The organism is Streptomyces sp. NPDC001858, from assembly GCF_053594615.1.
Genome location: NZ_JBSFEV010000024.1, coordinates 46,446 through 60,828, shown reverse-complemented (window position 1 = coordinate 60,828; position 14,383 = coordinate 46,446). Strand labels below are relative to the sequence as shown.

At 69.9% G+C, this 14,383-nt stretch carries 12 protein-coding genes and 2 riboswitches; of the genes, 4 read left to right on the top strand and 8 right to left on the bottom strand.

The genetic code is table 11. The features are described from left to right. Nucleotides 1-37: 37 nt before the first annotated feature. From ACWCPF_RS28800 to ACWCPF_RS28765, 8 genes are all read right to left on the bottom strand, one after another. A complete protein-coding gene (locus ACWCPF_RS28800) occupies nt 38-1,426 on the bottom strand; it encodes an ABC transporter ATP-binding protein (RefSeq protein WP_451048022.1) in 1,389 nt (462 codons plus the stop codon). Continuing rightward, a complete protein-coding gene (locus tag ACWCPF_RS28795; protein ID WP_451048021.1) occupies nt 1,423-2,520 on the bottom strand; it encodes an ABC transporter ATP-binding protein in 1,098 nt (365 codons plus the stop codon). The genes ACWCPF_RS28800 and ACWCPF_RS28795 overlap by 4 nt, the downstream gene beginning before the upstream one ends. Then, entirely contained in the window at nt 2,517-3,515 is a 999-nt protein-coding gene (locus ACWCPF_RS28790) for an ABC transporter permease (RefSeq protein WP_451048020.1), read from the bottom strand. The genes ACWCPF_RS28795 and ACWCPF_RS28790 overlap by 4 nt, the downstream gene beginning before the upstream one ends. A 110-nt stretch (nt 3,516-3,625) precedes the next feature. Continuing rightward, nucleotides 3,626-5,428, bottom strand: coding sequence for an ABC transporter substrate-binding protein (locus tag ACWCPF_RS28785; protein WP_451048019.1), 1,803 nt, complete (start codon nt 5,426-5,428; stop codon nt 3,626-3,628). A gap of 177 nt (nt 5,429-5,605) precedes the next feature. Then, nucleotides 5,606-6,613 (bottom strand): ABC transporter permease, encoded by a 1,008-nt coding sequence (locus ACWCPF_RS28780; RefSeq protein ID WP_451048018.1) that lies wholly within the window; start codon nt 6,611-6,613, stop codon nt 5,606-5,608. A gap of 442 nt (nt 6,614-7,055) precedes the next feature. Then, nucleotides 7,056-7,817, bottom strand: a complete 762-nt coding sequence (locus ACWCPF_RS28775) for an enhanced serine sensitivity protein SseB C-terminal domain-containing protein (protein WP_451048090.1) — start codon at nt 7,815-7,817, stop codon at nt 7,056-7,058. Nucleotides 7,818-8,017: 200 nt separating this feature from the next. Then, nucleotides 8,018-8,824 (bottom strand): enhanced serine sensitivity protein SseB, encoded by an 807-nt coding sequence (locus tag ACWCPF_RS28770; RefSeq protein WP_451048017.1) that lies wholly within the window; start codon nt 8,822-8,824, stop codon nt 8,018-8,020. A gap of 121 nt (nt 8,825-8,945) precedes the next feature. Further along, a complete protein-coding gene (locus ACWCPF_RS28765) occupies nt 8,946-9,629 on the bottom strand; it encodes an AAA family ATPase (RefSeq protein WP_451048016.1) in 684 nt (227 codons plus the stop codon). A 177-nt stretch (nt 9,630-9,806) separates the two neighbouring features. Then, nucleotides 9,807-9,918: riboswitch (glycine riboswitch) on the top strand. Then, nucleotides 9,919-10,033: riboswitch (glycine riboswitch) on the top strand. It abuts the riboswitch before it with no gap. Between the two features lie 37 nt (nt 10,034-10,070). On the opposite strand from ACWCPF_RS28765, the gene gcvT reads away from it, so the two are divergent. The 4 genes from gcvT (at nt 10,071) to ACWCPF_RS28745 (ending at nt 14,382) form a co-directional block, all read left to right on the top strand. Beyond that, the gene (gcvT, locus tag ACWCPF_RS28760) at nt 10,071-11,189 is read left to right on the top strand and encodes a glycine cleavage system aminomethyltransferase GcvT (protein ID WP_451048015.1); all 1,119 of its coding nucleotides are present in this window, start codon (nt 10,071-10,073) and stop codon (nt 11,187-11,189) included. Nucleotides 11,190-11,307: 118 nt separating this feature from the next. After that, on the top strand, nt 11,308-11,688 hold the full coding sequence (gene gcvH, locus ACWCPF_RS28755) for a glycine cleavage system protein GcvH (protein ID WP_451048014.1): 381 nt from the start codon (nt 11,308-11,310) through the stop codon (nt 11,686-11,688). Between the two features lie 8 nt (nt 11,689-11,696). Continuing rightward, nucleotides 11,697-12,959 (top strand): serine hydroxymethyltransferase, encoded by a 1,263-nt coding sequence (gene glyA, locus ACWCPF_RS28750; RefSeq protein WP_451048013.1) that lies wholly within the window; start codon nt 11,697-11,699, stop codon nt 12,957-12,959. A 55-nt stretch (nt 12,960-13,014) separates the two neighbouring features. Next, entirely contained in the window at nt 13,015-14,382 is a 1,368-nt protein-coding gene (locus ACWCPF_RS28745) for an L-serine ammonia-lyase (protein ID WP_451048012.1), read from the top strand. The last annotated feature ends 1 nt before the right edge of the window (nt 14,383 follow it).

Genomic DNA, 14,383 nt, shown 5'->3' with positions numbered 1-14,383 from the left:
CCCCGCCTTACATTGCAAGGCGGGGGCTCACTGTTACTTACTTCTCCTTGGCAGGACCGTCATCACCGGACGCTTCGGGAGCCTCGGACGCTTCGGGAGCCTCGGGGGCTTCGACGGCCTCCGCCGGAGCCTCGGGGGCTTCGGCGGCCTCGGGGGCTTCGGCGGCCTCCGCCGCTTCCGGCTCCCCGGCTTCCGTCTCCGCCGCTTCCGCTTCCGCCGCGACCTCCGCCGCCACGGCTGCCGAGGTCTCCGCCGACTCGGCGAGCACCTCGTCGGCCACCAGCTCCGCCGCCTCCTTCGCGGCGGTCAGCAGGACGGTGTCCTGCGGGGCCTGGTCCGCGAAGTTCTCCGGGTGGTGGCAGGCGACCTGCTGGCCGGTGCGCAGCTCGACGAGCGCCGGCTCCGTCGTCGTGCAGATCTGCGTCGCCTTCCAGCACCGGGTGTGGAAGCGGCAGCCGCTCGGCGGGGAGATCGGCGAGGGCACGTCGCCCTTGAGCAGGATCCGCTCGCTCTTGGCGTTCTTGCGCCGCGGGTCCGGGATCGGCACCGCCGACATCAGGGCCTTGGTGTACGGGTGCATCGGCGACTTGTAGAGCAGGTCGCGGTCGGCCAGCTCCACGATCTTGCCGAGGTACATCACCGCGATGCGGTCCGAGACGTGCCGGACCACCGAGAGGTCGTGCGCGATGATCACGTACGTGAGGCCGAGCTCCTGCTGGAGGTCGTCCAGCAGGTTCACGACCTGGGCCTGGATCGACACGTCCAGGGCCGAGACCGGCTCGTCCGCCACGACCAGCTTCGGGTTCAGGGCGAGCGCGCGGGCGATGCCGATGCGCTGGCGCTGACCGCCGGAGAACTCGTGCGGGTAGCGGTTGTAGTGCTCGGGGTTGAGACCCACGACCGACAGCAGCCGCTGCACTTCCTTCTTGATGCCGCCCTCGGGCTCGACGCCCTGGAGCTTGAAGGGAGCGCCGACGATCGTGCCGATGGTGTGGCGCGGGTTCAGCGACGAGTACGGGTCCTGGAAGATCATCTGCACATCACGGCGCAGCGGGCGCATGCCGTTCACACCGAGGTGCGTGATGTCCTTGCCCTGGAACTCGACCTTGCCGCCGGTCGGCTCCAGCAGCCGGGTGATCAGCCGGCCCATCGTGGACTTGCCGCAGCCGGACTCGCCGACGACGCCGAGCGTTTCGCCGGAGCGCACCTCGAAGTCGATGCCGTCGACCGCGTGCACCGCCCCGACCTGCCGCTGGAGCAGGCCCTTCTTGATCGGGAAGTGCTTCTGCAGCCCGGTGACCTTGAGCAGGACCTCGCCCGGGGCGGGGTCCTCGGTCAGGGTGGCGGCGCCCTTGGTGAGGGTCGCACCCTGCTCGGACGCGTCGGCCTGCGCGGGAATCTTCACCGCTTTCTCGTCGTCACTCACAGCTTCGGCGCAATCTCTTCGGTCCAGATACGCTCCCGCTGCTCCTTGCCCAGGTGGCAGGCGGCCCAGTGCCGGCTGCCGACCTCGGCCAGCTCGGGCCGGACGGTGCGGGTGACGTTGTCCTTCGGGAGGTCCGCGTACGGGCAGCGCGGGTTGAAGGCGCAGCCGGACGGGATGTTGATCAGCGAGGGCGGGGAGCCCTTGACCGGGATCAGCCGCTCCTGCTGGTCACGGTCGAGGCGCGGCATCGAGCCGAGCAGCCCCCAGGTGTAGGGGTGCCGGGGCTGGTAGAACACGTCCTCGGCCGGGCCGCGCTCGACGCAGCGGCCGCCGTACATCACCAGGATGTCGTCGGCGAGTTCGGCGACGACGCCCAGGTCGTGGGTGATGACGATGACCGCGGAGCCGAACTCCTTCTGCAGATCGCGGATGAGGTCGAGGATCTGCGCCTGGACGGTCACGTCCAGGGCGGTCGTCGGCTCGTCGGCGATCAGCAGCTCGGGGTTGTTGACCAGCGACATCGCGATCATCGCGCGCTGGCGCATACCGCCGGAGAACTCGTGCGGGTAGCTGTCAACGCGCTTGTCCGGCTGCGGGATGCCCACCCGGTCGAGCATCTCGACCGCACGGCGCTTGGCGGTCTTCTTGTCGACGTCGTGGTGGACACGGTACGCCTCCACGATCTGCTGGCCGATCGTGTAGTACGGGTGCAGCGCCGACAGCGGATCCTGGAAGATCATCGCCATCTCGCGGCCGCGCAGCTTGCGCACGTAGTCCGGGTCGGCGGACAGCAGTTCGGTGCCGTCCAGCCAGATCTCACCGGAGATCTGGGCCTTGCGCTTGCCGTACTGGCCGGCGGTGTGCAGGCCCATGATGCCGAGCGAGGTCACCGACTTGCCGGAGCCGGACTCGCCGACGATGCCGAGCGTCTTGCCCTTCTCCAGCTGGAAGCTGAGCCCGTCGACGGACTTGACCAGGCCGTCGTCGGTCGGGAAGTGCACCTTGAGGTCGCGCACTTCGAGGAAGGCGGACGGCGCGGGCGAGGCGGGGGTGGGCTCGCCCACGGCCGCTCCGCTCTTGCTGAGTTCGGTCATGCGAGCCTCACTCGGGGGTCGATCACGGCATACAGGATGTCCACCACGAGGTTGGCGACGAGCACCGCGAGAGAAGTGATCAGGGTCACGCCCAGGATGATGGGCAGGTCCTGGGTCTTGATGGCGTTGAGCACGGCCTGGCCGAGGCCGGGCAGGTTGAACGCCGTCTCGGTCAGGATCGCACCGCCGATGAGGGCGCCGAGGTCCATGCCGAGCATGGTGAGCAGCGGCGTCATCGTGGAGCGCATGGCGTGCTTGCCGATGACGGTCTGCTCCTTGAGGCCCTTGGCGCGGGCGGTACGGATGTAGTCCTCGCCGAGGATCTCGAGCATGGTGGCCCGGGTGATGCGCGCGTACATCGCCGCGTACAGGAACGCGAGGGTGATCCACGGCAGGATCATGCCGCCGAACCAGCCGGTGAAACTCTCGTCCAGGGGCACGAACTGCCCGTCGAACAGATCGAGTCCGTAGACGAAGATCGACAGGGCGACCATGCCGGTGAAGTAGATCGGCAGGGAGACGCCCGAGAGCGCGACGACCATCGCGCCGCGGTCCCAGAGGCTGCCGCGCTTGAGCGCGGAGAGCACACCCGCCGAGACGCCGAGGATCAGCCACAGCACGGCGGCGCCCAGCGCGAGGGCCAGGGTCACCGGGAAGCGGTCGGTCAGCACCGGCCAGACGGCCTGCTCACTGCGGAAGGAGTAGCCGAAGCACGGGGCGGCGCAGTGGATGGATTCGCCGCCGCCCGTGTAGGTGCGACCGGCGAAGATGCCCTTGAAGAACTCCCAGACCTGGGCGTAGATCGGATCGTCCAGGCTGAGCTTCTCGCGCACCCCCTCGACGGCGGCAGGGTCGGCCTGCTTGCCCACGAAGCTCAAGGCGATGTCGACGCCGGCCCACTTGGGGATGAGGAAGAAGATGCCGAAGACCACCATGACGATGACCACAAGCATCACTGCGGCGGCCAGCAACCGCCTGATGAGGTAAGCGAGCACAGCTCTCGGCCCGCCGCGGACCGCGGGCCACCGGAGATCGTCCGGTGGCCCGCGATCACGCCGCGCCGGCCTTCACCTGCCTTTCGTGCCGTTCGGCGGGTGTGCCGGGATTACTTCTTCGGGTTCTTCAGACCGAGGTTGACGAAGTCGTACTGACCGCTGTAGCCGTCGGTCGTGTAGACGTTCGCCAGGTTGTCCGAGCGCCAGTTGACGAACCGCTCGTAGACGAAGGGCAGGTAGTACGCGCCCTCCATCACCTTGTGGTCGATCTCCGTGGAGATCTTGGTCTTGCCGGCTTCGTCCAGCGTGGTGACGTACGAGGCGAACAGACCGTCGATGGTCTTGTCCTTGATGAGCGCGAAGTTGTTGTTGGCGCTCTCCGCAATGTACTTGCTGTTCCACAGCGGGAGACCGAAGCCCTGGATGGTCGGGAAGTCCGGACCCCAGCCCATGATGATGATGCCGTAGCCCTTCTTCTTCACGTTCGAGGGGCTGCCGATGATGCCGGAGGACTGCGAGCCGTCGTACTGGTCGATCTCGACGGTGATGCCGACCTTCTTCAGCGACGCCTGGAGGGACTGCGCGGTGGCCACCTCGACCGGCTTGTTGTTGCGGACCGCGATGGTGGTCTTGAAGCCGTTCGGCTGACCGCAGGCCTTCAGGGCCTCCTTGGCCTTGGCGACGTTGCCGTTCTTGTTGGCGCCGGCGATCTCGTACGGGTCGTACTTCTGACCCTCGGCGCCCGGGACGGACGGCGGCAGCATGTTGGTGGCGATGTCGCCACCGGCGACCGGGCCGCCACGGGCGGTCTGCAGCGACACGTGGTCGGCGCCGTAGATGACGGCCTTGCGGCACTCGATGTTGTCGAACGGCGCGACGTTCTGCGGGAAGACCGCGTAGCGGACGTAACCGGAGACCGGGTTGTCCAGGTTGGCCTTGTGCTGCTTGAGGGCGGTGGTGCGGCCCTGCGGCGACATGCCGGTCTGGTTCAGGTCGAGGTCCAGGTCACCGCTGAGCAGACGCTGGTCCAGCTGGTTGGCGTCCGAGAAGATCTGGACGGTGATCTCGTCCGGGTAGGCCTTGCGGAGCGGGTCCGAGGCCTGCTTCCAGTTGGTGTTGCGGACCAGCTTGAGGTCCTTGCCCGGGGCGTACGAGGCGAACTTGTACGGGCCCGAGGAGAACGGCTTCAGGCCGTACTTGGACTTGGTGTCCATGTCCTGGCGGACCGGGGAGGCCGAGATCAGGCCCAGCATCTCCTCGAAGTCCGAGTTGGCCTGCGGCAGCTTGAAGACGACGGTCTTGTCGTCCGGCGTCTCGATGGCCTTCAGACCGAGCTTGTCGGCCGCCGTGTCCTTGTAGGGGCCCTTGTAGGCGCCCGTGGGGTCGAGGACGTCCTTCAGGTACGTCGGACCGCCGGACAGCACGTCCTGCGCCCACACGCGCTCGATGCCGTACTTCACGTCCTTGGACGTGATCGGCTTGCCGTCCTCCCACGTGATGCCGTCACGCAGGGTGTACGTGTAGGTCTTGCCGTCGTCGGTGACCTTGGCGAGACCGGTGGCGAGGTCCGGGGCGAGCTCGGCGCCCGCCGCGCCCGGCTCGGTCTTGTTCGTGACGAGCTGACGGCTGTAGTAGCGGGCGAAGTTCCACATCATGCCGTAGTAGCCGCGCGTGGTGTCCCACGAGTCGGCGTCCTGTGCGGCACCGAACTTCAGCGTGCCGCCCTTCTTGGCGGCGGAAGCCTGGGCGACCTTGTTGTTCGCGGCGTCGAAGCCGGCGGCGCCGGTGGCCGAGCCGCCCTTGTCGTCGTCGCCTCCGTCACCGCCGCACGCCGCCGTGGTCAGCAGCGCGGCGACCGCGGCGGCAGCGGCAAATGCCTGCTTCCGCCGCCCTGAGGTGCGTTGGGTAGTCACGATCTCGGATCCTCCGGATTAGATGAGAGACCCCGTGTGAAGGCCACGGGACGGTTGGGGTGCCGTGTTCGGCGGTTTCGCTGTTCAGCGGTGCTGCGGTTGCGCTGTGCTGCGGTTCAGCGGTTCGCGGTTCAGAGCAGTTCGCGGTTCAGCAGTTCAGGTTCGGCAGTTCGCGGTTCAGCGGGAGGCCTTCGGGTCCAGCGCGTCCCGGACGCCGTCGCCGAAGAGATTGAAGGCCAGCACGGTGATGAAGATCGCCACACCCGGGACCACCATGTACATGGGGTCCGACTCGTAGTAGTCGATCGCGCTCGAGAGCATCTGTCCCCACGAGGAGGTGGGCGGCTTGACGCCCACGCCCAGGAAGCTGAGCGCCGCCTCGGTGAGGATGTTGGTGGGGATCATCATCGTCGTGTACACGACGATCGGGGCGACCAGGTTGGGCAGCAGTTCCTTGAACAGGATGTACAGCCGACCGGCGCCCAGCGATCGGGCGGCCTCGACGTACTCGCGCTCACGCAGCGAGAGCGTCTGGCCGCGCACCACGCGTCCGATGTAGGGCCAGCCGAAGAATCCGATGACCAGGATCATCACGAAGACGCGCACGCTGGAGCCGGTGAGGCCCAGCATGTCGCTCGGCATGACGGAGACCAGCGCGATGATGAACAGCAGCTGCGGGAAGGCGAGCAGACCGTCCATCACCCGGCTGATGAGGGAGTCCACCCAGCCGCCGAAGAATCCGGCGAGAATGCCCAGCACCGTTCCGAGGATCACGGCGACCACGGCCGACAGGAAGCCGACCAGCAGGGAGATCCGGGCGCCGTAGAGGATGCGGGCGAAGATGTCCCGGCCGTTGACCGGCTCGACGCCGAGCAGGTGCTCGCCGCTCACGCCGCCCAGCGAGCCCGTGGGGGTGCCGAACAGCGGGTCGATGAGGTTCTCGTGGTACTCGTTCGGGTCCTGCCCGAGGATCCCCGTGATGACCGGCGCGAGCAGCGCGACCACGACGAGGACGAGCACCACGATGCCGCCCGTCAGGGCGAGCTTGTCCCGCTTGAGGCGCTCCCAGGCGATCCGGCCCAGGGAACGACCCTGAACGGCCTTGGCGTCGCTGGTGGCGACCGCCGCTTCCTCGGCCGCGCTCGGGGCCGCTTCCGCGGTCGGCTCGTGCAATGGTGCCGTCATCTGGCAGGGACCCCTCTCAACCGGCGGTAGCCGGCCCGCGCTTGCCGCTGTGGCGGCGTGATCAGTCCGTAATACGCAGGGGATAAGTCCCCTGGAGCGGGAGTCTTCAACGCTTTGGCGATCTGTTGCCAGACTTGGCAGGGAAAGGATGCGTAAACGTGATGCGGGTAGAGGGGTTCCGTTATCCGGACGGCGGGTAACGCCCCCCGGACAGGGACTTATTCGGGCAGATCGGACGAGAACGGGACCGATCGCCGCTATCTACGCGCGAAGACGTCCGACTCCTGCCAGGCGGTCGACCTCACAACAGACACACAACCGACCCGCGACGGAACCGGCGGCACGACGCGCGACAGATCGCGCGGCAGGGCTGACGGCGGAAGCGGCGGCGGGCGATCGTGGGCGGCGGCGGAAGCGGCGGTAGCGGTGGCGGTGGCGGAAATCAGTAGCGTCCGGTGGGCGGATAGCCGTAGCCGCCCGCGGGCGCGGGGGCCGACGCGGGAGCGGGAGCATGGGCCTCGCGGTCGTAGAACGGCCGGGCGTTGGCGCGCATCCACATCACGACGGGGTCGTACTCGTCGGTCATGGCGACCGTCGACACCGGCAGCCCGTCCGGCACCGCGCCGATCGACTGCTGCATCATGGCCCGGACGGCGTCCACCGCCGACGGCGAGGAGTCGTACACGTCCAGCCCTACGGCCAGGTAGGGCGCGCCCAGCGCCGGCTGCACCCAGGCCCGGCGCAGCGCGCGGACCGCGGGGGTGCGATGGGCGTTCTGCGCGAGCAGGGCGTAGAACTGCGGGATCTCGATGGCGGGCTCGGACAGCCGCAGCGGTCCGGCGGGCTGGCGCTCCAACCCGGTGGCGATCCGGCGCAGATCCAGCCAGGGGATGCCGACGCCGCCGCCGGGGCCGTGCGGGTTGAGCCAGAGACCGTAGTGGTCGGGGTAGAGCGTGCGGGCCACGTCGATTCCGTCGACCACCTCGTACGAGCGGTTCCAGCCACTGGCGCTGAGCTCCTGGGCGGAGGTCACGCAGGGGGCGTACCCGTGGCCGTCCACCTCCATGTTCCCGTACTGGGCGTCCGGGGAGCCCGCCTGGCCGTGCCACAACAGCATCCAGACCTGGCCGGACGAGGGGGTCGCGAGCGCGCGCAGGAGGGCCTCGTAGGCGTCGTAGCGCCCGGGCGTGACCTGGCGCAGCATGTGCTCGACCGAGCCGGTCGCGGCAGTGCCAGCGCTCACTTTTTATCGCCCCTTCGAGAAATGGCCCCGCGTCGGGGTCCAGCTTAAGCGCCCAATGGCTCAGGGCTGGTGGTGCGTTGGCGGGTGCGGGTCGCGGGTGGTCGGTCGGGGCCCGCGGCGGAGCCGGGCATCGGCACGGCCCCGCGCCCCGGGCGGGCCCCCTAGCGTGAGTAGAAGGGGCGGACCCGTTCCCTCATCCAGTCGGCCACCGGATCCTGGGCGACGTCGAGCAGCACCAGGTTGACCGGCCAGGGGGCCGAGGTCTTCGTGAGCGCCCTGCTCAGCGCCTCCAGCGGCACGGCGCGCAGATCGCCCTCCCACGGGGACTCCTGGGGGAGCCCGAACAGTTCGACGCCGACGAACATCGCCGGCTCCGCCGTCTCGACGGCGGCCAGGCAGCGGCGGGCGGTCCGGATCACGCCCGTGGCCTCGAACTCCGCGGAGGCCGCGGCCAGGAAGTCGATCGGGTCGTCCTGCCAGTCGGGCTCGTAGAGGCGGACCCGGCCGCCGCTCGCGGATCCGTCCAGCGGGGTGCGGCCCGCCCGGCACAGCTCGGCCACGGCCGGCGGCGGCAGCGGGACGGCGACCAGGCCCTCGGGGTTGACCATGATGCCCACCTGCGGGGGCAGCCCCCGGGCGAACTCCACGGCCGGCGCGATCGTGAACGACATGTGCGAGCCGACGACCTGGCGGAACTGTTCCTCGGAGCTGAAGACCGGCACATAGACCTGGCCGTCCAGCTCCAGTGTGGGCAGGTCGAGGGGGCCGCTGTGCGGGCCGCCGCCGCCGGGCAGCGGCACCCAGACGAAGCCGCGCCCGAGCGCCTCCACGATCCGGGGGCCGGCTCCCGGCACGCCGAGGGAGGCGGAGAGCACCTCCTCCAGCTCGTTGCCGGGCCATCCGCCGTGCGGATGAGGGTGTGCCTGCGCCGGAAAGTCCGTCGGGAAGTCCGCCGGGGGGAAATCCATCTGCCTACCGCCTGCTAAGAACCGCTCAGTCTGCTGTGGCTGAAAGGCTAGGGCCTGTGCGGCGCATCACGCCACAGACGCGATGGCCGGCCCGGCGGCCCGCCGCGGGCCGCGGGACGCCTCAGCCGGTGAAGGCGATGCGCCGGAGTACGTCTGCGGCAGGGCGGTCCAGCAGGACCGCCGAGCCGCAGCCTTCGGGGAGGGCGCCCTGCTCCACCGAACGCAGGAGGCGGGCGGCGGCGCGGCGGTGCCGCAGGAACGCGTACCGCGAGACGCCTCGGCCGCGCTCGCGCTGGCCCTCCAGGGCCTGGTCCGCGCCGACGTCGAGAAGGACCAGGTGGAGGGTGCCGCCACGGCGGCGGGCCTCGCGGGCCAGCCAGTCGCGGACCCAGGCCTGGGTCCCGCAGTCGTGCACGACGACGCCCTGGCCGCCGCGCAGGGCTCGGCGCAGCCCGGCGTAGTGGGCGAGGCGGACGAGCGGGCGGTAGAGGGCGTAGGGCAGGTGGCGGGGCGCGCGGGCGTCCCAGCGGTCACGGGTGTCCTGGGAGTCGATGCGGACGCCGTGCACAGCCCGTTTCATGAGGGTGGACTTGCCGCTGCCGGGCAGCCCGGTGACCACGACCAGGTCACGGGGGCCGAAGAGCAGTCCGTGCGGGCTGCGGCCGGCCCGCTCGCGCAGGTCGCGGACGACGGGCGCGGGCTGCGGGCCGCACGCCTCCCGGGCCCGGGTGCCGGGCTGCGCGGGCAGCGCGAGCCCCGAAGCGGTCGCGAATGCGGTGGTCCTCGCCGTTGTCGTCCTGTTCACCGTGATCGTCCTCCCCTGGGGTCAGGTAGTCCTCATCCCCATCGAGCGTAAAGAGAAGGTAATGCGCGGTGTCTCGCGTTTTCGTGCGCGTACCGACACAAGCCGGTTACAGATGCGGCCTGCCGCGACCGGGGCGGGCCGTGCGATGATGGCCGCGCCAACTGCATACCGGCCGTTCGAATCCGCGCGGGAGAGTCCCCGGCAACAGGTCCGCCTGTCGCTTCGCCGGGGCGCCGAAGGAGCAAGTCCCTCCCTTGAATCTCTCAGGCCCCGTTACCGCGCGGGCGAGGCACATCTGAAAAGCGGGCCGCCGTTCCCGGCGGCCCCACCCAAGGTGCAAGTCAGGACCACCGTTTCGCGGGGTCGTGACGAACCTCTCAGGTTCCGATGACAGATGGGGAGGAACGACCTCGCCGTCATGCCTTGGGAGACGACCGTCCGATGAGCAGCTCCGCACCCCGTCACACCGCGCTCGATGCCCTGCACCGCGCGCTCGGCGCGACGATGACCGACTTCGCCGGCTGGGACATGCCCCTGCGCTACGGCTCCGAACGCGACGAGCACCAGGCCGTCCGCACGAAGGCCGGCCTCTTCGATCTCTCCCACATGGGCGAGATCACCGTCACCGGGCCGCAGGCGGCGGCTCTCCTGAACCACGCGCTGGTCGGCAACATCGCCACCGTCGGCGTCGGCCGCGCCCGCTACACCATGATCTGCCAGGAGGACGGCGGCATCCTGGACGACCTGATCGTCTACCGGCTGGCCGAGCACGAGTACATGGTCGTCGCCAACGCCTCCAACGCCCAGGTGGTGCTGGACGCCCTGACCGAGCGCGCCGCCGGTTTCGACGCGGTCGTGCGCGACGACCGGGACGCCTACGCGCTGATCGCCGTCCAGGGGCCCGAGTCCCCCGGCGTCCTCGCCGCGCTGACCGACGCCGACCTCGACGGTCTGAAGTACTACGCGGGCCTGCCCGGCACGGTCGCCGGGGTCCCGGCGCTCATCGCCCGCACGGGCTACACCGGCGAGGACGGCTTCGAGCTGTTCGTGAAGCCGGAGCACGCCGTCGAGCTGTGGCAGGCGCTGACGAAGGCGGGCGAGGGCGTCGGCCTGGTCCCGTGCGGGCTGTCCTGCCGGGACACGCTGCGCCTGGAGGCGGGCATGCCGCTGTACGGGCACGAGCTGAGCACCTCCCGCACCCCCTTCGACGCCGGTCTCGGCCGGGTGGTGAAGTTCGAGAAGGAGGGCGACTTCGTGGGGCGCAAGGCACTGGAGGCGGCCGCCGAACGCGCCGCCTCGCAGCCGCCGCGCGTCCTCGTCGGCCTCGTCGCCGAAGGTCGTCGGGTCCCGCGCGCCGGGTACGCCGTGGTCGCCGACGGCAAGGTGATCGGCGAGGTCACCTCCGGCGCGCCCTCCCCCACGCTCGGCAAGCCGATCGCGATGGCCTACGTCGACGCGGCCCACGCGGCGGCGGGGAGCCCGGGCGTCGGCGTGGACATCCGGGGCGCGCACGAGCCGTACGAGGTCGTGGCGCTGCCGTTCTACAAGCGCCGGAAATAGACACTGGGCGCGGTGCCCGGTCCCCGGGCGTGACCCTGCCCACATTGCCGCTGGTCACGCACGCCTCCAGCAGTCCCCCATTCATCAGCACTCCCTCGCGTACAGGAGAATTCAGGCCATGAGCAACCCCCAGCAGCTGCGCTACAGCAAGGAGCACGAGTGGCTGTCGGGCGCCGAGGACGGCGTCTCGACGGTCGGCATCACGGAGCACGCGGCCAACGCGCTCGGCGATGTGGTGTTCGTCCAGCTCCCGGCGGTCGGTGACACGGTGACCGCGGGCGAGACCTGCGGCGAGCTGGAGTCGACCAAGTCGGTCAGCGACCTGTACGCGCCGGTGACCGGTGAGATCACCGAGATCAACCAGGACGTCGTGGACGATCCGGCGCTGGTGAACTCCGCCCCCTTCGAGGGCGGATGGCTGTTCAAGGTACGCGTCACGGACGAGCCGGACGACCTGCTCTCCGCCGACGAGTACATCGCCCTTACCGCCGCCGGCTGAGGATCCAGATGACTGTGCTGAACACGCCCCTGCACGAGCTCGACCCGGAGGTCGCCGCCGCGGTCGACGCCGAGCTGAACCGCCAGCAGTCCACCCTCGAGATGATCGCCTCGGAGAACTTCGCCCCCCTCGCGGTCATGGAGGCCCAGGGCTCGGTCCTCACCAACAAGTACGCCGAGGGCTACCCGGGCCGCCGCTACTACGGCGGCTGCGAGCACGTCGACGTCACCGAGCAGATCGCCATCGACCGGGTCAAGGAGCTGTTCGGCGCCGAGTACGCCAACGTGCAGCCCCACTCCGGCGCCTCCGCCAACCAGGCCGCCCTGTTCGCCCTGGCCCAGCCCGGCGACACCATCCTCGGCCTGGACCTGGCGCACGGCGGCCACCTCACCCACGGCATGCGCCTGAACTTCTCCGGCAAGCAGTTCGACGTGGTCGCCTACCACGTGGACGAGGCCGGGCTGGTCGACATGGGCGAGCTGGAGGCGCTCGCCAAGGAGCACCGGCCGAAGGTGATCATCGCGGGCTGGTCGGCGTACCCGAGGCAGCTGGACTTCGCCGAGTTCCGCCGGATCGCGGACGAGGTGGGCGCGTACCTCTGGGTCGACATGGCGCACTTCGCCGGTCTGGTCGCGGCGGGCCTGCACCCGAACCCGGTGCCGTACGCGGACGTCGTGACCTCGACGACCCACAAGACGCTGGGCGGCCCGCGCGGCGGCATCATCCTGGCGAAGCAGGAGTTCGCGAAGAAGCTGAACTCGTCGGTCTTCCCGGGCTTCCAGGGCGGCCCCCTGGAGCACGTCATCGCGGCGAAGGCCGTCTCCTTCAAGGTCGCGGCGAGCGACGACTTCAAGGAGCGCCAGCAGCGTACGGTGGACGGCGCCCGCATCCTGGCCGAGCGCCTCGGGCAGGCGGACGCCGCCGAGCACGGGGTGTCCGTCCTCTCCGGCGGCACGGACGTCCATCTGGTCCTGGTCGACCTGCGCGACTCCGAGCTGGACGGCAAGCAGGCGGAGGACCGTCTCCACGAGGTCGGCATCACCGTCAACCGGAACGCGATCCCGAACGACCCGCGCCCGCCGATGGTGACGTCCGGCCTGCGGATCGGCACCCCGGCCCTCGCGACCCGCGGCTTCACCGCCGAGGACTTCGCGGAGGTCGCGGACGTCATCGCGCAGACCCTGAAGCCGTCGTACGACGTCGAGGGTCTGAAGGCGCGCGTCAAGGCACTGGCCGACAAGCACCCGCTGTACCCCGGCCTGAACAAGTAGTTTCCTGGCGGGGGCACCCGACGACGTGTGTCCCCGCCCTCTTTGAGGAGTTCCCGTGGCCATCTCGGTCTTCGACCTGTTCTCGATCGGCATCGGCCCGTCCAGCTCCCACACGGTCGGCCCGATGCGCGCGGCCCGCATGTTCGCGCTGCGGCTGGCCAAGGAGGGCCTGCTGGACTCCACGGCGTCGGTCCGCTGCGAGCTGTACGGCTCGCTCGGCGCGACCGGCCACGGCCACGGGACGCCGAAGGCGGTCCTGCTCGGCCTGGAGGGCTCCTCGCCGCGCACGGTGGACGTGGAGGGCGCCGACGACCGGGTGGAGCAGATCAAGGCGACCGGCCGGCTGCGGCTGCTGGACACGCACGAGATCCCGTTCTCCTTCGACGACGACCTGGTCCTGCACCGCCGCAAGGCGCTCCCGTACCACGCCAACGGCATGACCATCCGGGCGTTCGACGCCTCGGGCACGGAACTGCTGTCGAAGACGTACTACTCGGTCGGCGGCGGGTTCGTCGTGGACGAGGACGCGGTCGGCGCGGACCGGATAAAACTCGACGACACGGTCCTGAAGTACCCGTTCCGCACGGGCGACGAGCTGCTGCGCCTGGCGAAGGAGACCGGTCTGTCGATCTCCTCGCTGATGCTGGAGAACGAGCACTCCTGGCGCACGGAGGACGAGATCCGGGCGGGCCTGCTGGAGATCTGGCAGGTGATGCAGCGCTGCGTGTCCCGGGGCATGTCCCGGGAGGGCATCCTGCCCGGCGGCCTGCGGGTGCGTCGCCGCGCCGCCGTGACGGCCCGTCAACTGCGGGCGGAGGGCGACCCGTTGGCCCACTCGATGGAGTGGATCACGCTGTACGCGATGGCGGTGAACGAGGAGAACGCGGCCGGCGGCAGGGTGGTCACCGCCCCCACGAACGGCGCGGCCGGCATCATCCCGGCGGTCCTGCACTACTACATGAACTTCGTGCCCGGCGCCGACGAGGACGGAGTCGTCCGCTTCCTCCTCGCGGCCGGCGCCATCGGCATGCTCTTCAAGGAGAACGCCTCCATCTCCGGCGCCGAGGTCGGCTGCCAGGGCGAGGTCGGCTCCGCCTGCTCCATGGCCGCCGGCGCCCTCGCCGAAGTCCTCGGCGGCTCCCCCGAACAGGTCGAGAACGCCGCCGAGATCGGCATGGAACACAACCTCGGCCTCACCTGCGACCCGGTCGGCGGCCTCGTCCAGATCCCCTGCATCGAACGCAACGGCATGGCCGCGGTGAAGGCGGTCACGGCCGCCCGTATGGCGATGCGCGGCGACGGCCAGCACAAGGTGTCCCTGGACAAGGTCATCAAGACGATGAAGGAGACCGGCGCCGACATGAGCGTCAAGTACAAGGAGACGGCCCGGGGCGGGCTGGCGGTCAACATCATCGAGTGCTGAG